Consider the following 20656-nt stretch of genomic DNA (forward strand, 5'->3'; position numbering starts at 1 on the left):
TCCATAGTGGCACGCCCCTTTCCGGGCGTCACCCCGATTTGGCGGGCGCCGCGCCGGAGCCCCCGCTCAGGACTGGAGCCGGGCCGCCCGCGTGACGTCGTAGACGCCGGGTACCCGCCGCATGGCCCTCATCAACCTCGGCAGCCCGGACGCGTCGGGCAGCCGCAGCGTGTACGTGTGCCGCACGCGGTGCTCGCGCGGCGGCTCGACCTCGGCCGCCAGCACCGCGGCGCCGTGCGCGGCCAGGGCCTCGGTCAGGTCGGCCAGCAGCTCCGGCCGGCCGAGGGCCTCGGCGTGCAGCGTGACGCGGCAGCCGACGGAGCCGGAGCGCCAGGTCACCGGCAGCGGACGCCGCCCCGCCGCGGTCATGTCGGCGGCGGCCGGACAGTCCCGCCGGTGCACGGTGACCGCGCCGCCGCGAACGGCGAAGCCGGAGGCCGCGTCGGGCGGCACGGGCGTACAGCAGCGGGCCAGCCGCACGGGCGCGCCGGGCGCGCCCGCGACCACGGCCGCGGACTCCCCGCCCGGCGGGGCGGGCGGGGGCGGGTCGGGAGGCTGGGCGCGGCCGCATGCCCCCCCCTGATGCCGCCGCGGATGCGGATGCTGGAAGCACGCCGCGGTCCGAGACGCACGAGATCATAGCGGGCTGGCTGACTATGTAAGTGGGGACTAAAAGAAAGGAAATCACTCGATTGCTGAGGGCCACGTGAGCGTAGAGGAGGTTGTAAGTGACGGCGACCGCGTCGAGCCAGCGCCGGATGGGGATGCGGGCGGCCGGGGTCGTGGCGTAGTCGAGCCACTCCGGGGAGGGCCCCCAACTGCCGTCGGACGCCAGGAGGAGCTGCACGGTGTCGCCGTCGTGCAGGACGGTCCGCAGCGTCGCCAGCCGTCCGTTGACCCGCACGCCGATGCAGGCGTGCGCGCCCTGGCCGTGCCGGGCGTAGGCGGCGTCCACGCAGGTCGCGCCGACCGGGAGCTGGAGCGGGCCCTCCTCGGCGGCGTCCACGAAGACGGTGATCTCACGGTCCCGGGCCAGCTCGTCGCGGAGCGCGCTCCAGAAGGTGTCGGGGTCGGGGGCCTGCCGCTGCCAGTCCAGCAGCCGGGACAGCCAGCCGGGGCGGGTGGGATCGCCGCGCTCGGCGTCGTCGCCGACCGGCTCGCCCTCCGCCGCGTGGTGCGGGTCGCCGAGCGCGATGACCCCGGTCTCCGCGACGCGGTGCATGGTGTGGGTGCGGACCAGGACCTCCGCGACCTGCCCGGCGTCGAGGGCGATCGCGGTGTGGAGCGATTGGTAGAGGTTGAACTTGGGGGCCGCGACGAAGTCCTTGAACTCCGAGACGACCGGGGTGAAGCAGGTGTGCAGCTCGCCGAGGACCGCGTAACAGTCGGCGTTCTCCCCGACCAGGATCAGCAGGCGGCCGTAGTCGTACGGGCCCAGCTCGCCGCGTTTGAGCCTGACCCGGTGGACGGACAGCACGTGCCGCGGCCTGATCACGACCTCGGCGGCGATCCCGGCCTCGCGCAGGACGCCCCGCACGGCGTCCGCGACCTCCGCGAGGGGATCGGGCCGGTCGGCGTGCCGCCGGATCAACTCCCGGGCGGTGACGTGCTCCTCGGGCTGGAGGATGGCGAAGACCAGATCCTCCAGCTCGGTCTTCACCGTCTGCACGCCCAGCCGCTCGGCCAGCGGGATCAGGACGTCCCCGGTGACGCGCGCGATCCGCGCCTGCTTCTCCGGGCGCATCACGCCGAGGGTGCGCATGTTGTGCAGGCGGTCCGCCAGTTTGATCGACATCACCCGCACATCGCTGCCGGTGGCCACGAGCATCTTGCGGAACGTCTCGGACTCGGCGGCGGCGCCGTACTCGACCTTCTCCAGCTTGGTGACGCCGTCCACCAGATGGCCGACCTCGTCGCCGAACTCCGCGCGGACCTGATCGAGGGTCACCTCGGTGTCCTCGACGGTGTCGTGCAGCAGGGAGGCCGTCAGTGTGGTGGTCTCCGCGCCCAGTTCGGCGAGAATCAGCGTCACGGCCAGCGGATGGGTGATGTACGGCTCGCCGCTCTTGCGGAACTGGCCGCGGTGCGCGGATTCGGCCAGCAGGTAGGCCCGGCGCAGGATGCCGAGGTCGGCGCGCGGATGGTGGCGGCGGTGCGCCTGGGCCAGATGCTCGATCGCGTCGGGCAGTCTGCCCCGCAGGGCGGTCCGCAGGACGGCGGCGCGGCCGAGCCGGCGGAGTCGCAGCATGTCCCCGCGGCCACCGCGGCGTGAACCGGCCGCCCCACTCGGTGTGGTCGCCTCTGCGCTCATAGGGGTGCGCACCTCCCGCGGTGTCCGTGACCGGACCGCATCCCCGTGATCCCGCGGCGGCGCCGGTGCTTGATGCTACCGAGCCCATCACGCCCCACTGACCACAGGCCGCCCCGATCGCGTGGGATCACCCATTCCAGTGACTTTGTGCCGCGAAACGTGGCCGAAATCCACAGGCGCCCCGGCCGGTATCGGCAGGGTCACGCGGAGGCGGCGGCGAGCCATCCGGGGTCGATCGTCCCCTCCGCGACGATGACCGCGGGACCCGTCATGGTGACCTCGCCGTCCGGGTGCTCGGTGATCACCAGCCGGCCGCCCGGCACGTCCACGGTGTAGGTGACGGCGTCCCCGCCGGCCGCCGGGTCCAGGCCGTCGCGGCGGGCGGCGGCGACCATGACGGCGCAGGCGCCGGTGCCGCAGGAGCGAGTCTCCCCCGAGCCGCGCTCGTGCACCCGCAGCGCGACGTGGCGCGGCCCACGGTCCACGACGAACTCGACGTTGGTGCCGCGCGGATAGGCGTCGGCCGGATGGACGGACGGCGCGTCGAGCAGCGGGCCCGCCTCGGCGAGGTCGGCGACGAACGCGACCGCGTGGGGGTTCCCCATGTCGACATGGCGCGCGGGCCAGACGCGGTCGCCCACGGTGACCGTGACGGAGGGGTCGGGCCCGGCGGGCAGGCGGGCCGCTCCCATGGCGACGGTGACGCCGCCGTCCTCCTCGAAACGGACCCGGCGCACCCCGGCCCGGGTGGCGACGGCCAGGTCCCCGGCCCCGGCGAGCCCGGCGCGGCGCAGATACCGCGCGAAGACCCGCACCCCGTTCCCGCACATCTCGGCGATGCTGCCGTCCGCGTTGCGGTAGTCCATGAACCACTCCGCCTCGCCGGCCCACTCCCCGGCGGCGGGCTCGGCGGCGGCGCGCACGACGCGCAGCAGCCCGTCACCCCCGCGGCCGGCCCGCCGGTCGCACAGCCGCGCCACGGCCGCGGCGCCCAGCGCGAGACGGCCGTCGAGGTCGGGGATGATCACGAAGTCGTTCTCCGTGCCGTGTCCCTTGAGGAACGGCACGGGCTGCTCTATGGTGCCCACCCGGCGATCGTAACGGATCGTGACGACACTCAGCGGAGGGCGGCCACGCGGAGGACCGCGAGCACGGCGAGGAGCAGCACGCCGAGACCGTAGAGCGCGAGCAGCCGCCAGTCCGGGCGGCGGCCGGAGCCCCGGGGCGGGAGTCCCGGCCAGGTGTAACCGGCGCGGCGGGCGGCCATCATGCCCCAGCCGGCGGCGCTGCAGCCGATGAGCAGGCCGAGCATGGCGACGACCGAGCCGGTCTCGTCGAAGGCGAAGGCGAGCGGGAAGGCGAACATCAGCGAGCCGACGAGGCTGAGGGCCACGATGGGCGCGAAGAGGGCCAGTCCGAGCCGCCGGGGAGGCCGCAGGTCGGCGTAGGACTCGTCGCCGCGGAAGTCGTCGATGATCTCGACCGCCTCGCCCGCCCCTTCGCCGAGCGGATCCGTGACGGGATCGGCGGGCAGGGCGCCCGCGAACACGTCGGTCCGGACGGGGTCGGGTGCGCGCGGGTCGTCGCCGGGACGCCGGGGCGGAACGCCTTCCGTCGTGCCGTTGCTCTCGCGAGGGCCGGCCTCCATCGCCACGCGCCCTCCCTGCTCAACGGTTTCAAAGCTGCGGCATTGCTCGATGATGGCACGTGATCCGGCCGCTCCCAGGTGCCTGGAGCGTCCCGATGCCATCACGTGATCAGGATGTGACCGCCCGTTCGAGCAGGTCCCACGCCCTCTCCGCGAGGTCTCCCGACGCCTCGCGCGACCCGTCCAGCCAGCGCACACGCGGGTCGCGGCGGAACCAGCTCTCCTGCCGCCGGGCGAATCGCCGGGTGGCCCTGACGGTCTCCTCGCGCGCCTCCGCCTCGGTGCGCTCACCGGCCAGCGCGGCCAGGACCTGCTGGTAGCCGAGGGCGCGGGAGGCGGTGAGGCCCTCGCGGAGCCCGGCCCGTTCCAGGGCGCGGACCTCGTCGACGAGGCCGGCGGCCCACATCCGGTCCACCCGGGCGGCGATCCGGGCGGCGAGTTCGGCGCGGTCCACGGCGACGCCGATCTGGAGGGTGCGGTAGACGTCGCGCTCGTCGGCGGGGCCCGGCAGGTTGGCGGTGAACGGCCGGCCGGTGATCTCGATGACCTCCAGGGCGCGGACGATCCGCCTGCCGTTGCCGGGGAGGATGGCCTCGGCGGCGGGCGGGTCGGCGGCGGCGAGCCGGGCGTGCAGGGCGCCGCTGCCGTGGCGGGCGAGGTCGGCCTCCAGCCGGGCCCTGACCTCCGGGTCGGTGCCGGGGAAGTCGAGCCGGTCGACGGCGGCCCGCACGTAGAGCCCGGAGCCGCCGACCAGGACGGGGACGCGGCCGGCGGCCAGCAGCCGCTCGACGCGGTCGCGGGCGAGCCGCTGGTACGCGGCGACGCTGGCCGTCTCGGTGACGTCCCAGATGTCGAGCAGGTGGTGGGGAACGCCGCCCCGCTCGGCCGGGGTGAGCTTGGCCGTGCCGATGTCCATGCCCCGGTAGAGCTGCATGGAGTCGGCGTTGATCACCTCGCCGCCCAGCCGGTGGGCGAGCGCGATCCCGAGGTCGGACTTCCCGGCCGCGGTCGGTCCCACCACGGCGACGACCTGGGGGGCGGAGGCGGCGCTGTTCACGCGGGCAGTCTTCCAGATCCGGTCCTGCGCCCTCGAACGAGTGACGTGACGCGGGACCCCGCGCGTCGTTTCTCGTTTAGAGGTTCCGCCCGTCGTTCGCGGGCGGGACATTACCGACACAAGTGATATCAGGAGTGGCTATGGGCATTCTGGCCTGGTTGAAGAGTCGCGGGCAGGGCACCGAGCAGCCGTCCGGCGCGGCGGCCGGGGAGGCCGGGGCGGCGCCCGAGGAGGCGACGGCAGCCGAGGGCGCCGAGGCCACGGGGGGCGACGGCGTGGAGATTCCCAAGCAGACCGCGGCCGAGGCCGCCGACCGCGAGGCCGGGGAGGAGGCCCGCCAGTAGGACGCCGGGAGCCCTTCCCCGCCGGGCCCCGGGCAGGGCGGCCACGGAAGGCCGGGTCAGGACCAGGACGCCACGAAGTAGCCGACGCCGTACGGCGCCGCGTCGTACAGGAGCCGTCCGGCGAGCCCGGCCCCGTCGGCCGCCCCGGCCAGCACCTGCCAGCCCGAGCGTCCCGCGACCCGCAGCGTTTCCGCCAGCCCGGCGTCGAGCGCGGCGAGCGCGGCGGTGTTGGCCTCCCCCAGCGCCCGCGCGGCGGCGGCGTCGAACGCGGCGGCGCGCTCGTCGTGGTAGCCGGGAGCCTTGGGCGAACGGCAGGCGCTGCCGTCCCCCATCACCAGCAGGGCCAGCCGGTCCGGCCCGGCGGCCAGCTCCCGGCCGAGCGCGTCACAGCGCTCCGGCTCCAGCGACTCCGCGATGCCGATCCCCTCGACGGGGGCGTTGCGCCACCCGGTGCGCTCCAGCAGCCAGGCCCCCACGGTGAGCGACGGCGGCAGCCCGCGCCGGCCCGGCTCGCCCTTGCCGAGGCCGACCTCGACGTCCACGCCGAAGCCGCGCAGCGACCCGCGGGTGCCCGGCGGGAACGCGCCCCGGCCGTCCGGCTCGGCGCCGCCGACCACCAGCAGCCGGTCGGCGCGTGCGGCGGCGAGGACGGCGACGGCGTCGTAACAGGCGGTGCGGGCGTCGTCCAGCTCCGCCGAGGCGCCTCGGGCCACCTCGGGCACCAGCAGCGGCGGACAGGGGCACACGGCGGCGGCGACAAGCATGGCCGCAGCCTAACCGCGCGGCCTCAGCAGACCGCGCATCCTCCGGCCGGCTCCGCCGCGGGCGCCGGGGCGCCGACCGCCGGCAGGCCGAGCATGACGCCTCGCGGACCGTCGGCCGGGGCCGCCTGGCGCCGCGCCCAGGCGTCACCGGCCCGGGTGCGGCGGATGTCCTGGACGGGGCCCTCCGCGAGCAGGTGGTGCGGGGCGGCGTAGGTGACGCGGACGGTCGACACCAGGCCCAGGGGCGGCGGGGTCCCCCACGGGCGGGGGGCCTTCTTGCGGCGCCTCTGCTGGGGTCGGCGAGTGTGCCACCGGGCGGCGGCCCGGGCGCTCTCACGGGGCGGTCGCGACGGCGCCCGGGCGCGGAGCGGGGCCCTCGGGGCGGGTGAAGTGGACCAGCCGGTTGTCGGGGGCGCGGCCGGACAGCCGCCGGGTGGCGTCGTCCTTGCGTCCCTCGCCCTCGGCGACCAGCACCGGCAGGGTGCGGCCGACCTGCTTCTTGTTCTCCGCCCAGGAGATGTCCTCCTGGAGCGCGACCAGCCGCTCGTACCGCGCCTGGACGGTCTCCTTGGGCACCTGTCCCGGCATGTCGGCGGCCGGGGTGCCCGGGCGCTTGGAGTACTGGAAGGTGAACGCCTGGGCGAAGCGGGCCTCGCGGACCACGTGCAGGGTCTCCTCGAAGTCCTCCTCGGTCTCGCCGGGGAAGCCCACGATGATGTCGGTGGTGATCGCGGCGTCCGGGATCGCGGCCCGCACCTTCTCGATGATCCCGAGGTAGCGGTCCTGCCGGTAGGAGCGGCGCATCGCGCGCAGCACGCGGGAGGAGCCGGACTGCAACGGCATGTGGAGCTGCGGCATCACGTTCGGCGTCGCGGCCATCGCCTCGATGACGTCGTCGGTGAAGTCGCGGGGGTGCGGCGAGGTGAAGCGGACGCGCTCCAGCCCCTCGACGCGGCCACAGGCCCGCAGCAGCTTGGAGAACGCCTGGCGGTCGCCGATGTCCGAGCCGTAGGCGTTGACGTTCTGGCCGAGCAGCGTGATCTCGCTGACGCCCTCGGCGACCAGCGCCTCGACCTCGGCGAGGATGTCGCCGGGGCGGCGGTCCTTCTCCTTGCCGCGCAGGGCCGGGACGATGCAGAAGGTGCAGGTGTTGTTGCAGCCCACGGAGATGGCGACCCACGCGGCGTAGGCGCTCTCGCGGCGGGTGGGCAGCGTGGAGGGGAACGCCTCCAGCGACTCGGCGATCTCGACCTGCGCCTCGCGCTCGATCCTGGCGCGCTCCAGCAGCACCGGCAGGCTGCCCACGTTGTGGGTGCCGAAGACGACGTCCACCCAGGGCGCGCGGCGCACGATCGTGTCGCGGTCCTTCTGCGCGAGGCAGCCGCCGACGGCGATCTGCATCCCGGGGCGGGCGGCCTTCCTGGGGGCGAGCTGGCCGAGGTTGCCGTAGAGCCGGTTGTCCGCGTTCTCCCGGACGGCGCAGGTGTTGAAGACCACGACGTCCGCGCCGTCGGCGCCGGGATCCGCCGGGACATACCCGGCGCGCTCCAGCAGCCCGGCCATCCGTTCCGAGTCGTGGACGTTCATCTGACAGCCAAACGTCCTGACTTGGTAGGTGCGCGCGACTTCGGGCATGCGAGGACTCGATCCCATCCGACTCGGTGACCAGTGAGGGCCGGTCCCCAAGTCTACGGTCCGCTGGTAGCTTGCCCGTGTGCTCTCCGTGCGTACCCCGCGGCGGCGCCCGTGGCCGGTGGTGCTGGGCCTCGCCGCCGTCCTGGCCGTGCTGGCGGCGCTGCTGTGGCGGCCCGTGGCCGGGGGCGACAGCAGCCCGGCGGGCGAGGTGACCATGAGCACCGGCGTCATCAGTGGCGTGTACGCCCGGTACGGGCAGCTTCTGAGCGGGCAGTTGGCGCGGGACGCCCCCGATCTCGACCTCACGCTGAGCCCCAGCGCCGGTTCGGTGCAGAACATCGAGCGGCTGGTGTCCGGCGAGGCCGACTTCGCCATCGCCACCGCCGACTCCCTCGCCGCCTACCAGGCCGCCGGCGGCGAGGGCGCCGACCGGCTGCGGGCGTGCGCCCGGCTGTACGACGACTACATGCAGCTCGTCGTCCGCGAGGACTCCCCGGTCCTGCGGACCGCCGACCTCGCGGGGCTGCGGGTGGGCGTGGGACAGGACGACTCGGGCGTGCAGTTGGTGACGCGGTCGCTGCTCACGGCGGCCGGGCTCGACATGGACACCGACATCGAGGCGGTCCGGGAAGGCATCAACGCGATGCCGACGATGCTGGAGGCGCGCGACATCGACGCGTTCTTCTGGTCCGGCGGGCTGCCCACCGCCGCCGTCGAGCGGCTGGCCGACCGCATGGAGATCCGGCTGGTGCCGCTGGGCGACCTGCTGCCCGCGCTGGCCGCCCAGGGGGAGCAGGCCGCGCACTACCGGGCGGCGGCGATGCCGCCGGACGCCTACCCCGGCATAGCGGGCACGGACACGGTGGACACGATCGCCGTGGCCAACCTGCTGGTGACGACGGACGGCATGGACGACGCGCTCGCCGAGCAGATCACCGAGTCCGTCATCAACGGCCGTGACCGCATCGGGCAGGAGGTGCACGCGGCCCAGCGGGTCGATCTGCGGACCGCGATCTACACCGAGCCGCTCCCGCTCCATCCCGGTGCCGCCGCCTACTACCGTTCCGCGAAGACCTGACGCCTCACCGCCCGCGCGCCGGACCGTTCAGGCTCCGCCGGGGGCGCGGGCATCTCCTACGCCCGCAACGAGCCGCACGGCCTGCGCGTGACCGTCACCGGGCGGGGCCGGGGGTAGCGCGGGGCCGTCGGGGGCGTCCCGGGGCACGGTGACGGTCACGCGCAGGCCGTGCGGCTCGTTGCGGGCGTAGGAGATGCCCGCGCCCCCGGCGGCCAGCAGGGCGGCGACGATCGACAGGCCGAGGCCCGAGCCGGAGACGTTCTGGTGCCGGCCGCTGCGCCAGAAGCGGTCGCCGATGCGTTCGAGTTCGGCGTCCTCCAGGCCGGGTCCGTCGTCGGCGGTCTCGACGGTGACGGCGTCGCGGCCCGCGGACACGGCGACGCGGACCTCGCCGCCGCCCGGCGTGAACTTCAGGGCGTTGTCGACGATCGCGTCCAGGGCGCTGGAGAGCCCCAGTGGGTCGGCCCAGCCGGTGGCGGCGGCGGGGCCGGTCAGCCGGAGGGCGACGCCGCGCCGGTCGGCGACCGGGCGCCAGGCGGAGACCCGTTCCGCGACCAGCGCGGCCACGTCGGTCACCCGCAGGTCGGCGGTGGCGTGCTCGGCGACCGCGAGGTCGAGGAGGCTCTCCAGGACCCGGGCCAGACGCTTGCCCTCGGCGCGGACGGAGGCGACCTCCTCGCTGTCCTCGGGAAGTTCGAGGCCGAGCAGGTCGATGCGGAGCAGCAGCGCGGACAGGGGGTTGCGCAGTTGGTGGGAGGCGTCGGCGACGAAGGCGCGCTGCCGGCGCAGGACCTCCTCGACGTTGTCGGCCATCTCGTTGAAGGAACGGGCCAGCCGCCGCAGCTCCGGCGGGCCTCCGGCGGGGGCGACGCGGGCGGTGAGCCGTCCGGTGGCGATCTCGTGCGTGGCCTTGTCCAGCACGCGCACCGGGCGCAGCACCCAGCCCGCGAGCCGGAACGCGGCGCCCACCGCGAGCAGCATCGCCGCGGCCTCCCCGGCGGCGATGGCCAGCCAGCCACGCAGGATGCGGGAACGCAGCGGGCCGGTGGGCGAGTCGGTGAGGACGACGGCGACCACGTCACCGTCCCTGATCACCGGCGAGGCGACGATCAGCCGGCGGTCGGTGTCCCACGGCCACACCTGTGCCGGGCCCTGGCTGCGGCGCCCGGCGAGGGCCTCCGCGAACTCCTCGCCGGTGGCCCCGCCGGGCGCCGCCCAGTCGGCCGGGGCGACGGCCATGGGCTCGGCGTCGCGCAGGAAGACACCGGCCCTGATGCCGTACACCTCGTAGTACCGGGTCAGGTCGGCGCGGAGCGTGTCCCGCGCCTCGGCGCCGGCGGCGCCGGCCGCGGCGTCGCCCACGTACTGGGCGAGGGAGGCGAAGCGCGACGTGTCGTCGATGCGGTCCACGATGACCTGCTGCTGCTCGCTGCGGGCCTGGCTGGTGGCCAGCGGCACACCCAGCGCGAGCAGCACGCCGGCCAGCAGCACGATGAGAAGGGGGAGCAGGCGGGAGCGCATCGTCGTCGGCGGGTGTCCCGGTCAGGCGGCCGGGAGCGCGAGCCGGTAGCCGACGCCGCGGACCGTCTCGACCAGCTCGGGGCGGCGGAGCTTGGAGCGGAGCGAGGCGACGTGCACTTCGAGGGTGCGTCCGGTGCCCTCCCAGCTCGTCTGCCAGACGTCGCTGATGATCTGTTCCCGGCGGAAGACGACGCCGGGCCGCTGGGCGAGCAGCGCCAGCAGGTCGAACTCCTTGCGGGTGAGCGTCACCCGCCGGCCGTCCACGGAGACCTGGCGGGTGGCCGGTTCCAGCGTGAGGGGGCCGAGGGCCGGCGCGGCCGTCTCCCCGGCGGCGCCCGCGGTCTCCTCGGGGCCGGGGGTGCGGCGGCTGACGGCGTGGATGCGGGCCAGCAGCTCGCCGGTGTCGTAGGGCTTGACGATGTAGTCGTCGGCGCCGAGGTTCAGACCGTGGATGCGGGAGCGGACGTCGGAGCGGGCCGTCACCATGATCACCGGCACGGAGGTGACGCGCCGGATGCGCCCGCAGACCTCGAAGCCGTCCAGATCGGGAAGGCCGAGGTCGAGAAGGATCACCTGGAACGAACCGGGGAAGGTACCGGGGGCGGAGCGGTGGGACGAGCGGTCGTGCAGGAGGCTCAGCGCTTCCTCGCCGCCCCGCGCGCGGACCACGTCGAATCCGTGCTTGCCGAGCACGGCCACCAGGGCGGCGGCGACGTGCTCGTCGTCCTCGACCAGGAGCAGTCTCATTCGCACCCTCCGTTCGTGCGCGTCCACGCGTCCACCCCGATGATGCCGGGTGGCGTCAAGAGCCGGGCCGAGGGCGGGCGCCCCCCGGGCCGTGCCGCGCACGCGGGGTCACCCGTGGTGACGCGGCGCACCCGGGCGAGCGTCTGGATCGTTATGCTCAATTTCCGCTCAGATCTGCTGACGCTGTGTCGACGTGCTGGCTAGGGTCCCTGCAACCGACGAGGATGGAGCAACTCCACGATGAGCGATGCGCCGCTGACCAAGGACTCCGCCGCGAACCCGCCGCCGGCGGACGCCCTTGTCGTCCTGGACAGCGTGAACAAGCACTTCGGTGCCCTCCACGTGCTGCGGGACATCAACCTGACGATCACCCGCGGGGAAGTCGTCGTCGTGATCGGGCCCTCCGGTTCGGGCAAGTCCACCCTGTGCCGCGCGATCAACCGCCTGGAGACGATCGACTCCGGAACGATCACGATCGACGGCGCCCCCCTCCCGGCGGAGGGCCGGGAGCTGGCGCGGCTCCGGTCCGATGTCGGCATGGTCTTCCAGTCCTTCAACCTCTTCGCGCACAAGACGGTGCTCCAGAACGTGACGCTTGGCCCGCTCAAGGTGCGGCGCCAGAACAAGGCCGAGGTCGAGGCGCGGGCCCGGACGCTGCTGGACCGGGTGGGCGTGGGCAACCAGGCGGACAAGTACCCCGCGCAGCTCTCCGGCGGCCAGCAGCAGCGGGTGGCGATCGCCCGCGCGCTGGCGATGGAGCCGAAGGTGATGCTCTTCGACGAGCCGACCTCGGCGCTGGACCCGGAGATGATCAACGAAGTGCTGGAGGTCATGCGGCAGCTCGCCCGCGAGGGCATGACCATGGTCGTGGTCACCCACGAGATGGGCTTCGCCCGCTCCGCCGCGAACCGCGTGGTCTTCATGGCCGACGGCCGGATCGTCGAGGAGGCCGAGCCCCACCAGTTCTTCGACAACCCGCGCAGCGACCGGGCCAAGGACTTCCTGTCCAAGATCCTCCAGCACTGACCGCGGACACACCCCCCGCATCCACCGATCCGACCTCCAGGCAAGGGATTTCCCACGATGAGACTCCGCAAGGCAAGCGTTCTGGCCGCCCCCCTCCTCGCCCTCGCGCTGACCGCGACCGCCTGTGGCGGCGGGGGCGGGGACGAGGGGGACGGCGACGGCATCACCATCGGCATCAAGTTCGACCAGCCGGGCATCGGTCTGCGGGACGCGAACAGCGAGTTCAGCGGCTTCGACGTGGACGTGGCCACCTACATCGCGGGGGAACTCGGCTACGAGCCCGGCCAGATCACCTGGGAGGAGGCTCCCAGCGCCGACCGGGAGAACATGCTGCGCCGTGGCGATGTGGACATGATCGTCGCCAGCTACTCGATCACCCCCGAGCGTGCCGAGCAGGTCGCCTTCGCCGGCCCGTACTTCCTGGCCCACCAGGACCTGCTGATCAGCTCGGACGCCGAGACGCCGACCGAGGAGAGCATCGGCGACCTCACCCTGTGCTCCGTCGGCGGCTCCACCTCCGCCCAGCGGATGGAGGACGAGTACGGCGCCAATCTGCAGAACTTCCAGACCTACTCCGAGTGCCTGGACGGCATCGTGGGCGGCTCGCTGGACGCCCTCACCACCGACGACGCGATCCTCGCCGGGTACGCGGCGCAGGACGAGTACGCCGGCGAGCTGACGCTGGCGGGGCTGAACCTGAGCGACGAGTACTACGGCGTCGGGCTGCCCCTGGACTCCGACCGGGTCGACGCCGTCAACGAGGCCATCACGCGGATGGTGGACGACGGTTCCTGGGACCGCTTCGTGGAGGAGAACTTCGGCTCCTCCGGGTACGAGCCCGAGCCCGCGCCCGCGATCGGTTCCGCGCCGACGACCGAGTGAGCCCGTCCCCGGCCCGGCGGCGCGCCGCCGGGCCGGGGCGCCGCTCCCCTTCGACCACACCTTCGACCGGGACGTGTGAGGCTCCGTGTTGGACTTCTCTTTCCTCGACCTCGACGAGTACGACCTCTTCGGGGCGTTCTGGATGACAGTGCAGCTCACCGTCGCCTCCGCGATCGGCTCGCTGATCTGGGGAACGGTGCTGGCCGCGATGCGGGTCAGCCCCGTCCCGGTGATGCGCGCGTTCGGCACGCTGTACATCAACATCGTCCGGAACATCCCCCTCACCATCGTCATCGTGGCCTGCGCCCAGGTGCTGGCCTTCCGGCTGGAGATCACCCTGGGCGCCGGGCCCGACATCGACGACAGGAACTTCCGGCTGGCCGTCCTGGGCCTGGTCGCCTACACCTCGACCTTCGTCTGCGAGGCGTTGCGCTCCGGCATCAACACCGTGCCGGTGGGCCAGGCCGAGGCGGCCCGCGCCCTGGGGCTGAACTTCACCCAGGTGCTGCGGCTGGTCGTGCTGCCCCAGGCGTACCGGTCCGTGGTGGCGCCGCTGGCCAACGTGCTCATCGCCCTCACCAAGAACACCACGGTGGCCATGGCCATCGGAGTCGCGGAGGCCGCGTTCCTGATGAACGAGATGATCGAGAACGAAGCCAGGCCGCTGGAGATCGGCGTGCTCTTCGCCGCCGGCTTCATCCTGCTGACGCTGCCCTCGGGGCTGCTGCTCGGACGGCTCGCCCGGAAGCTGGCGGTGAAGCGATGAGCGACCTGTCCGTCCTGTACGACGCGCCGGGGCCGCGGGCCCGGCGGCGCAACGCCCTGTACGCCGTGCTCTTCCTGGCCGTCTTGGCCGGGGCCGCCTGGTGGATCTACGGCAGGCTCACCGACCGGGGGGAGCTGGAGTGGCGGCTGTGGGAGCCGATCTTCACGGACTCCCGGCTATGGACCAACTTCGTGCTGCCCGGCCTGAAGGACACGCTGGTGGCGGCCGGTCTGTCCATGGCCATCGCGCTGCCGCTCGGCGCTCTGCTCGGCATCGGGCGGCTGTCGGACCACCGGTGGATCCGGGTCCCGGCGGGCGCGGTCGTGGAGTTCTTCCGCGCCATCCCGGTGCTGCTGCTGATGCTCTTCGCCAACGAGGCGTACTTCCAGTGGTCCAGCGTGACGTCCGACCTGCGACCGCTCTACGCGGTGGTGACCGGCCTGGTGATGTACAACGCCTCGGTGCTGGCCGAGGTCGTGCGCGCCGGTGTGCTCGCGCTGCCTCGCGGCCAGGCGGACGCGGGGCGGGCGATCGGCATGCGCAAGGGCCAGATCATGAGCAATGTGCTGCTGCCGCAGGCGGTGACCTCGATGCTGCCCGCGATCGTCAGCCAGCTCGTGGTGATCGTGAAGGACACCGCGCTGGGCGGGCAGCTCGTCCAGTACACGGAACTGCGCAGCACCATCGGCGACATCGACAACAACTTCGTCAGCCTGCTCGCCGCCTTCACCCTCATCACCGTCATCTACGTGGTGCTCAACTTCCTGCTGACCAGCTTCGCGGGCTGGCTGGAAGGGCGGATCCGGCGCGGCAAGCGCGGAACCGGTGCGGTACTGTCGACCACCACCACCGATGAGATGGACGTCGCCGGGGACGTGCCCGGACCGCCTCGCCTCGGGAAGGGGCCGGACACCAGGACCTAGGCCAATCGGCCCGAACGGGGGCCGACTTGACGCCTGATCACGCGCTCGGTTCCATACGTGCTGTGCTGCCCGTGATCATCGCCGGCTCGGGCCCGGTAGGGCTCGCGCTGGCGCTTGCCCTGGCCGGGCACGGCGTTCCCACTGTCGTCCTGGACGGCGCCGACGGGCCGCCCCCTCCGCGTCTCGCGCGCACCTGCGTGCTGCCGCACGACGTCGCGCGCTGGGCCGCCCTGCCGGGCGTCGCCGAGGAGGCGGCGCGGTGGCACGCCTGGCGGACCACGCTCCGGGGCCGGACGGTGCTGCGGGAGGAACTCGACCCGGAGCGGGGCCCGCGCCACGTGCCGCAGCACGTCCTGCACCGCGCCCTGCGGGACGCGGCGGTCCGGCAGGAGCTGGTGCGCCTGGCCCGGGGGCACCGGCTGACGGACATCGAGCAGCGCGGCACCGAGGTGGTCGCGCACACCGTCTCCCACGGCCCGGACGGGCGGCGCGAGCAGAACCGGCAGTGGCGCGGCAGCCATCTCGTGGGGTGCGACGGCGCCCGCTCCACCGTGCGGAAACTGCTCGGCATAGCCTTCCACGGACGCACCGGCGTGGCCCGCTACGCGGTCGCGGCGCTGCGGGCCGAGCTGCCCTGGCCGGGCGAGGCCGGGCTGCACCGCAGCCTGCCGGTCGGCGAGGTCACCGTCCGGCCGCTGACCGGGGGCCGGTGGCGGCTGGACTGGCCGCTGCCCGCGGACGACGGCCTCGTCACCCCCGAGGCCCTCCTCGAACGGATCCACGCGACCCTCGCCGCCTGGCACGGCGGGGACCTCCCGGCCTACGACCTGCTGGACACCGGCGTCCACATCTGCCACCAGCGGCTGGCCCGGAGCTGGCGCGCCGGGCGGGTCTTCCTCGCCGGTGACGCCGCTCACCTGCTCGGCGCGCTCGGCACCCAGCAGGTCGCCGAGGGGCTGCGGGACGCCGAGAACCTCGCCTGGAAGCTGGCCGTCGCCTGCCACGAGGGCCGGGCCGAGACCCTGCTCGACAGCTACCAGGACGAACGCCGCACCGCCGTCGGGGTCCGGCTCCGCGCGGTGGACCAGGCGCTGCCGCTGGCGCGCGCCCGGGACGGCCTGCCGTCGCGCCTCACCGGCCGGGGCCGGGGGCGGCTGGCGTGGCTGTCCGACGGGCACCTCGGCCGGGGCACGCTGGGCGCGCCCGCGCGGTACGGCGCCTCCGCGATCACCCGCGTGCCCCGCGGCGCGCAGGTCACCGACACCCCGGTCGGCGCGCCGGCCGCGGACGTCCCGGTCATCGCCCTGGACGGATCGGCGGGGCCGCTGCGGGACCGGCTCGGCGGTCCGCTGCTGCTGGTGCTGACCGCTCCGGGCGCGGGCGTGTGGGACGCCAAGCACTGGCTCTCGGCCGGTCTCATGCCCGAACTGGCCGCCACGGCCGCCACTCTGCCGCTGCCCGCCGAGGTGCTGGTCACCGAGGAGTATCCCGGGGCGGGGGCGCACACCCTGGTGATCGTCCGTCCCGACGGTTATCTCGCCGCCGCCCTGACGGGCACGGACCACCAGTCCCTGCGGGAGTGCGTGGAGACGCTGCGCGGCGCGACCGGAGAATCCGACGACACCGACGCCTCCGGTGCCCCGGAGGACCGGGAAGCCCCCCGGGTGGCCCGGCGCCGGGCCACCGGCCGCTGAGTCAGAACGCCCCGGACGGCTCGTCCGCGTCGTCCTCCACGCCCTCCGTCTCCAGGGCCCGCCGGACCACCCGCAGGGCCAGCTCCTCGGGATAGCCCTTGCGGGCCAGCATGCCGACCAGCCGCCGCAGCCGCTTCTCGCGCGGGACGCCCCGGGTCGCCCTGAGTCTGCGCTTGACCAGCGCCCGCGCGGTCGCCTCCTCCCGCTCCGGGTCGAGCTGCCCGATCGCCTCCTCGATGAGGGACGGCGCCACCCCCTTGGTGCGCAACTCGCGGGCGAGCGCCCGCCGGGCCAGACCGCGACCGTGGTGCCGGGACTCCACCCAGGCGTCCGCGAAGGCCGCGTCGTCGATCAGTCCCACCTCCTCGAACCGGTCCAGCACCGCCGTGATCGCCTGCTCGGGGACGTCCCGCTCGCGCAGGGCGTCGGTCAACTGCCGCCGGGTGCGGGGCGTCCCGGTGAGCAGGCGCAGGCAGATCGCCCGCGCCCGCTCCACCGGGTCCCTCGGGGTGTCACGCGGTGGCCCCTCACCGGCCCTCGACGGCGCGGGGCCACCGCAGTCTTCGCGCGCCGGGCGCTCCGGCCACTCACTGCGCCGGGTCACCGTCAGCTCTTGGCCGCCACGGGCTTGGCCGCCTTGGCCGCCTTGACCGGAGCGGTCACCGCCGCCACGGCCGGGGCCGCGCCCACCGGGTCCTTGACCGGCTCCTTGGCCGCCGCGTCCTTGACCGCCGCGTCCTTGACCGCCGCGTCCTTGTCCGGCTCGGCTGCGGGCGCCGCGGGCTTCGGCCCGATCCCCAGCTTCTCCTTGATCTTCTTCTCGATCTCGTTGGCCAGATCGGGGTTGTCCCGCAGGAAGTTCCGCGCGTTCTCCTTGCCCTGGCCGAGCTGGTCGCCCTCGTACGTGTACCAGGCGCCGGACTTCCTGATGAACCCGTGCTCGACGCCCATGTCGATCAGGCCGCCCTCACGGCTGATGCCGATGCCGTAGAGGATGTCGAACTCGGCCTGCTTGAAGGGCGGGGCCACCTTGTTCTTGACCACCTTGACGCGCGTGCGGTTGCCCACCGCGTCGGTGCCGTCCTTCAGGGTCTCGATGCGGCGGATGTCGAGCCGAACCGAGGCGTAGAACTTCAGCGCCCGGCCGCCGGTCGTCGTCTCCGGGGAGCCGAACATCACGCCGACCTTCTCCCGGAGCTGGTTGATGAAGATGGCCGTGGTCTTCGACTGGTTGAGCGCGCCGGTGATCTTCCGCAGGGCCTGGCTCATCAGCCGGGCCTGGAGGCCGACGTGGGAGTCGCCCATCTCGCCCTCGATCTCCGCGCGCGGCACGAGCGCCGCCACGGAGTCGATGACGATGAGGTCGAGCGCGCCGGAGCGGATGAGCATGTCCGTGATTTCGAGAGCCTGCTCACCGTTGTCCGGCTGGGAGAGGATGAGCTGGTCCACGTCCACACCGAGCTTCTTGGCGTACTCGGGGTCGAGCGCGTGCTCCGCGTCCACGAACGCGACCGTGCCGCCCGCCCGCTGAGCGTTCGCCACGGCGTGCAGCGTCAGTGTCGTCTTGCCGGAGGACTCGGGCCCGAACACCTCCACCACGCGCCCGCGCGGCAACCCGCCGACGCCCAGGGCCACATCGAGAGCCGTGGAGCCGGTGGGGATGATCTCGATCGGCTCGTTCGGCCGCTCCCCCAGGCGCATCACCGCGCCCTTTCCGAACTGTCGCTCAATCTGCGCGAGAGCGGCGTCGAGCGCCTTCTCGCGGTCCGTACCTGCCATCGGTGCCACCCGGTCCGTCTGATTCGATCGCTTCACAAGCACGGACGCTAGCGCCTGCCACTGACAATCGGCCCCCAGGGCCGGGAGCGCCGTTCCGCGTTCCCATGAGAATGCCTGTTCGATTTTGGTGTCAAGCGCCTTCCGCCATTCGTGGAACGCCGGAAAAAGCCCAGGTCAGAGGCCCAGGTCAGAAGCGCGGGTCAGGGGGACGGCGGGACAGCGGCGCGGTCAGCGCAGGTGCGGGGGCACGTCGACCGCGGCGCACACCGCCCGCCAGACGTCCTTGGCGTCCCAGCCGGCGTCCAGCGCCTCGTACACCGTCCTTCCGCCGAGCTCCGCCATCACGTGGTCCCGGGCGAAGGAGTCCGCGTACACGGCACCGAACCGCTCCGTCATCCGCTCCCAGAAGTCCGTCAGCCGCATGCCCCCAGTATCCCGCGCCGGGCCCCGGTCACCCGCCGACGGCCCTGCCCCCCGCCGTGACGGCCACCGCCACGGCCACCACGACCAGGAACGGCGCCCGCAGCACCAACGCGGCCACCGCCGCCCCGACCCCGGCGGCCCGCGCGTCCAGAACCGGCGTGCCGCCGTCGTCCACCGTCTGCAACGCGGTCAGGGCGGCCAGCAGGGCGACCGGCAGCAGCGCCGCGAGCCGCCGGACGACCGGACGCTCCAGGGCGGCGGCCGGCACGGACAGGCCCAGGAGCTTCACCAGATAACAGCCGGCCGCCGTGACGCCTATCGCGGTCCAGACCGTCATCGCGCCGCCTCCCCGGCCGCGGGACGCCCGGCGGGGACCGCCAGCACCAGGGGCGCGGCGAGCGCGGCGACCAGCACCGGCACCCCCGAGGGCAGCAGCGGCAGGCAGCCGAGGGCCAGCACCACCGCCAGCGCGGCGGTGGCCCGTTCCGTCCCGGTGCGCAGCATGGGCGCGAGCAGGGCGAGGAAGACGGCCGGGCCCGCGGCGTCCAGCCCCCAGGCGCCGGGATCGCCCAGCGAACCGGCGCCGAGCGCGCCGAGCAGGGTGGTCAGGTTCCAGCCGAGGTAGAGCGTGAGCCCGGTGACCGCGAAGCCCAGGCGGGCCAGGCGGCGGCCGGGCTGGGCGAGCGCCACCACGGCGGTCTCGTCGATGACCCAGTGGGCGGCCAGCGGACGCACCCGGCCCGGCAGCCGCAGCAGCGTGGACAGGCGCAGCCCGTAGAAGCAGTTGCGCACCCCGAGGAAGAACGCGCCCGCCGCGGCCGTGAACGGATTGCCGCCGCCCGCCAGGGCACCGACCAGCGCGAACTGCGAGGCGCCGGTGAAGACCAGGAGGCTGAGCGCGCAGGTCTGCGGCACGCTCAGGCCGTTCGCGACGGCGGTCACCCCGAAGGCGAACCCGGAGAGCCCGACGGCGCATCCGACGCCGAACGCGTCGCGGACCGTACGGGCCCGCTCCTGTCCGGTCGGCTCCCGGGACTGATCGTTTTCTATGGCTTCATCGGTCACTCTCGAACGCTACGAGGACCGTCCACGACGGGTCTTGTACGTTCTTGCGCGCCCGCCGTCCCGTTCCCGCTGGTACGCACCGGGCGCGACCCCGACCGCGCGGACGAAGTGCCGGTGCAGGTGCGACTGGTCGGTGAATCCCACCGCCATCGCCGCCCCGGCCGGCCGGACCCCGGCGTCGAGCAGGTCGCGGGCCCGGCGCACCCGGGCGTCGGTGAGCCAGGCGTGCGGCGGCATGCCGTACCTGGCCCGGAAGGCGCGCAGCAGCGCGAACGGGCCCACGCCCAGCCCGGCGGCGAGCCGTTCCAGGGTCGGCGGATCGGCCATCCGCGCCTCCAGCACCTCGCGGGCGCGTTCGGCGACCCGCGCGCCCGCCCCGCGCACCGAGCGCTCCGGGAGCGCGCCGCCCGCCCGGCGCAGCAGGCGGGCCACGGCCAGCCGCAGCAGGCTGTCGGCGGCGAGCGTGTCGCCCTCGTCCGCCGCGCGCACCGCCCGGGCGACCATCCGCACCGCCTCCGGATCGTCCAGGACCGGCGTCCGGAACGCGGCCGACCCGCGCACCGCCAGCGTCTCGGCCGCGATGGCGTCCACCAGCCCCGGCTCCGGGTAGACCGCGCTGTAGGTCCAGCCCTCCGGGACAGCCGCCTGCCCCGTGTGCGGGGTGTCCGGATTGACCAGCGCCAGCCCGCCCGCCCCGACGCGTTCCACGGTGCCGCGGTGGTGGAACGCCTCCACGCCCTCCGTGATACCCGCGATCACGAACGTCCGGTGGGTGTGCCGGATGAACGTGCGCCGCACGTACCGCGCCCGCAGCAGGTCCACATCGGGCAGTTCGGGGTGCCGCCAGAGCCGCGCCCGCTCCCGCGGCCCCTCCGCCCCGTCACGTCCGGCGTCGTGCCCACCGTCCTGCCCCGCGTCCTGTCCGGCGTCCCGCTCCGGCCGTCCCATGCCGCTCATTGTGCGTCGTTGTCGGTGGTCGGGTGCACGATGGGC

At 74.1% G+C, this 20656-nt stretch carries 18 protein-coding genes and 3 pseudogenes; 7 read left to right on the forward strand and 14 right to left on the reverse strand.

Features of this window, described 5'->3' with window-relative positions; all coding sequences use genetic code 11:
• Positions 1–66: 66 nt before the first annotated feature.
• The 4 genes and pseudogenes from BN2279_RS19785 to miaA all read right to left on the reverse strand — a co-directional run bounded on the left by BN2279_RS19785 (position 67) and on the right by miaA (position 5016).
• A pseudogene (locus BN2279_RS19785) lies at positions 67–2311 on the reverse strand (RelA/SpoT family protein).
• Between the two features lie 200 nt (positions 2312–2511).
• On the reverse strand, positions 2512–3399 hold the full coding sequence (gene dapF / locus BN2279_RS19790) for a diaminopimelate epimerase (RefSeq protein ID WP_059011511.1): 888 nt from the start codon (positions 3397–3399) through the stop codon (positions 2512–2514).
• A 29-nt stretch (positions 3400–3428) separates the two neighbouring features.
• Entirely contained in the window at positions 3429–3959 is a 531-nt protein-coding gene (locus tag BN2279_RS19795) for a hypothetical protein (protein WP_059011513.1), read from the reverse strand.
• A gap of 109 nt (positions 3960–4068) precedes the next feature.
• Positions 4069–5016 carry a tRNA (adenosine(37)-N6)-dimethylallyltransferase MiaA gene (gene miaA, locus BN2279_RS19800; RefSeq protein WP_059011516.1) on the reverse strand — a complete coding sequence of 316 codons (948 nt, stop codon included), beginning with the start codon at positions 5014–5016 and terminating at the stop codon, positions 4069–4071.
• A gap of 158 nt (positions 5017–5174) precedes the next feature.
• Between miaA and BN2279_RS19805 the strand changes: the two genes are divergently transcribed.
• On the forward strand, positions 5175–5360 hold the full coding sequence (locus tag BN2279_RS19805) for a gliding motility protein (protein WP_234348015.1): 186 nt from the start codon (positions 5175–5177) through the stop codon (positions 5358–5360).
• A 56-nt stretch (positions 5361–5416) separates the two neighbouring features.
• On the opposite strand, the gene BN2279_RS19810 is transcribed toward BN2279_RS19805, so the two are convergent.
• Both BN2279_RS19810 and miaB read right to left on the reverse strand, forming a co-directional pair.
• Complete coding sequence (locus tag BN2279_RS19810) at positions 5417–6124, reverse strand: class III extradiol ring-cleavage dioxygenase family protein (protein WP_059011520.1); 708 nt, start codon at positions 6122–6124, stop codon at positions 5417–5419.
• A gap of 23 nt (positions 6125–6147) precedes the next feature.
• Positions 6148–7759, reverse strand: a pseudogene (gene miaB / locus BN2279_RS19820) (tRNA (N6-isopentenyl adenosine(37)-C2)-methylthiotransferase MiaB).
• 79 nt (positions 7760–7838) lie between these two features.
• Here miaB and BN2279_RS19825 point away from each other — a divergent pair.
• Positions 7839–8837: a TAXI family TRAP transporter solute-binding subunit gene (locus BN2279_RS19825; RefSeq protein WP_059011523.1), complete on the forward strand. Its 999-nt coding sequence runs from the start codon at positions 7839–7841 to the stop codon at positions 8835–8837.
• A 27-nt stretch (positions 8838–8864) separates the two neighbouring features.
• Here BN2279_RS19825 and BN2279_RS19830 read toward each other — a convergent pair whose 3' ends face one another.
• Both BN2279_RS19830 and BN2279_RS19835 read right to left on the reverse strand, forming a co-directional pair.
• Positions 8865–10358, reverse strand: coding sequence for a sensor histidine kinase (locus tag BN2279_RS19830; RefSeq protein ID WP_079032328.1), 1494 nt, complete (start codon positions 10356–10358; stop codon positions 8865–8867).
• A 21-nt stretch (positions 10359–10379) separates the two neighbouring features.
• On the reverse strand, positions 10380–11105 hold the full coding sequence (locus BN2279_RS19835; protein WP_059011524.1) for a response regulator transcription factor: 726 nt from the start codon (positions 11103–11105) through the stop codon (positions 10380–10382).
• Between the two features lie 240 nt (positions 11106–11345).
• On the opposite strand from BN2279_RS19835, the gene BN2279_RS19840 reads away from it, so the two are divergent.
• From BN2279_RS19840 to BN2279_RS19860, 5 genes are all read left to right on the forward strand, one after another.
• Positions 11346–12131, forward strand: coding sequence for an amino acid ABC transporter ATP-binding protein (locus tag BN2279_RS19840; protein WP_059011526.1), 786 nt, complete (start codon positions 11346–11348; stop codon positions 12129–12131).
• A gap of 57 nt (positions 12132–12188) precedes the next feature.
• Complete coding sequence (locus BN2279_RS19845) at positions 12189–13013, forward strand: glutamate ABC transporter substrate-binding protein (RefSeq protein ID WP_059011528.1); 825 nt, start codon at positions 12189–12191, stop codon at positions 13011–13013.
• Between the two features lie 142 nt (positions 13014–13155).
• Entirely contained in the window at positions 13156–13779 is a 624-nt protein-coding gene (locus tag BN2279_RS19850) for an amino acid ABC transporter permease (protein WP_059012589.1), read from the forward strand.
• Positions 13776–14702: an amino acid ABC transporter permease gene (locus BN2279_RS19855; RefSeq protein WP_059011530.1), complete on the forward strand. Its 927-nt coding sequence runs from the start codon at positions 13776–13778 to the stop codon at positions 14700–14702. The genes BN2279_RS19850 and BN2279_RS19855 overlap by 4 nt, the downstream gene beginning before the upstream one ends.
• A 62-nt stretch (positions 14703–14764) precedes the next feature.
• A complete protein-coding gene (locus BN2279_RS19860) occupies positions 14765–16396 on the forward strand; it encodes an FAD-dependent monooxygenase (RefSeq protein WP_059011532.1) in 1632 nt (543 codons plus the stop codon).
• Position 16397: 1 nt separating this feature from the next.
• On the opposite strand, the pseudogene recX reads toward BN2279_RS19860, so the two are convergent.
• The 6 genes and pseudogenes from recX to BN2279_RS19890 all read right to left on the reverse strand — a co-directional run.
• Positions 16398–17099 (reverse strand): annotated as a pseudogene (gene recX / locus BN2279_RS19865) (recombination regulator RecX); the annotation flags it as partial.
• The gene (gene recA / locus BN2279_RS19870; RefSeq protein ID WP_059011535.1) at positions 17003–18175 is read right to left on the reverse strand and encodes a recombinase RecA; all 1173 of its coding nucleotides are present in this window, start codon (positions 18173–18175) and stop codon (positions 17003–17005) included. The pseudogene recX and the gene recA, both read right to left, overlap by 97 nt.
• Before the next feature lie 228 nt (positions 18176–18403).
• Positions 18404–18598, reverse strand: a complete 195-nt coding sequence (locus BN2279_RS19875) for a DUF3046 domain-containing protein (protein ID WP_059011537.1) — start codon at positions 18596–18598, stop codon at positions 18404–18406.
• Positions 18599–18626: 28 nt separating this feature from the next.
• A complete protein-coding gene (locus tag BN2279_RS19880; RefSeq protein WP_059011539.1) occupies positions 18627–18935 on the reverse strand; it encodes an AzlD domain-containing protein in 309 nt (102 codons plus the stop codon).
• Entirely contained in the window at positions 18932–19648 is a 717-nt protein-coding gene (locus BN2279_RS19885) for an AzlC family ABC transporter permease (protein WP_059012591.1), read from the reverse strand. The genes BN2279_RS19880 and BN2279_RS19885 overlap by 4 nt, the downstream gene beginning before the upstream one ends.
• 24 nt (positions 19649–19672) lie before the next feature.
• Positions 19673–20611, reverse strand: coding sequence for an AraC family transcriptional regulator (locus BN2279_RS19890; RefSeq protein WP_079032330.1), 939 nt, complete (start codon positions 20609–20611; stop codon positions 19673–19675).
• Between the last annotated feature and the right edge of the window lie 45 nt (positions 20612–20656).

Source organism: Streptomyces specialis (assembly GCF_001493375.1).
GTDB classification, from domain to species: domain Bacteria; phylum Actinomycetota; class Actinomycetes; order Streptomycetales; family Streptomycetaceae; genus Streptomyces; species Streptomyces specialis.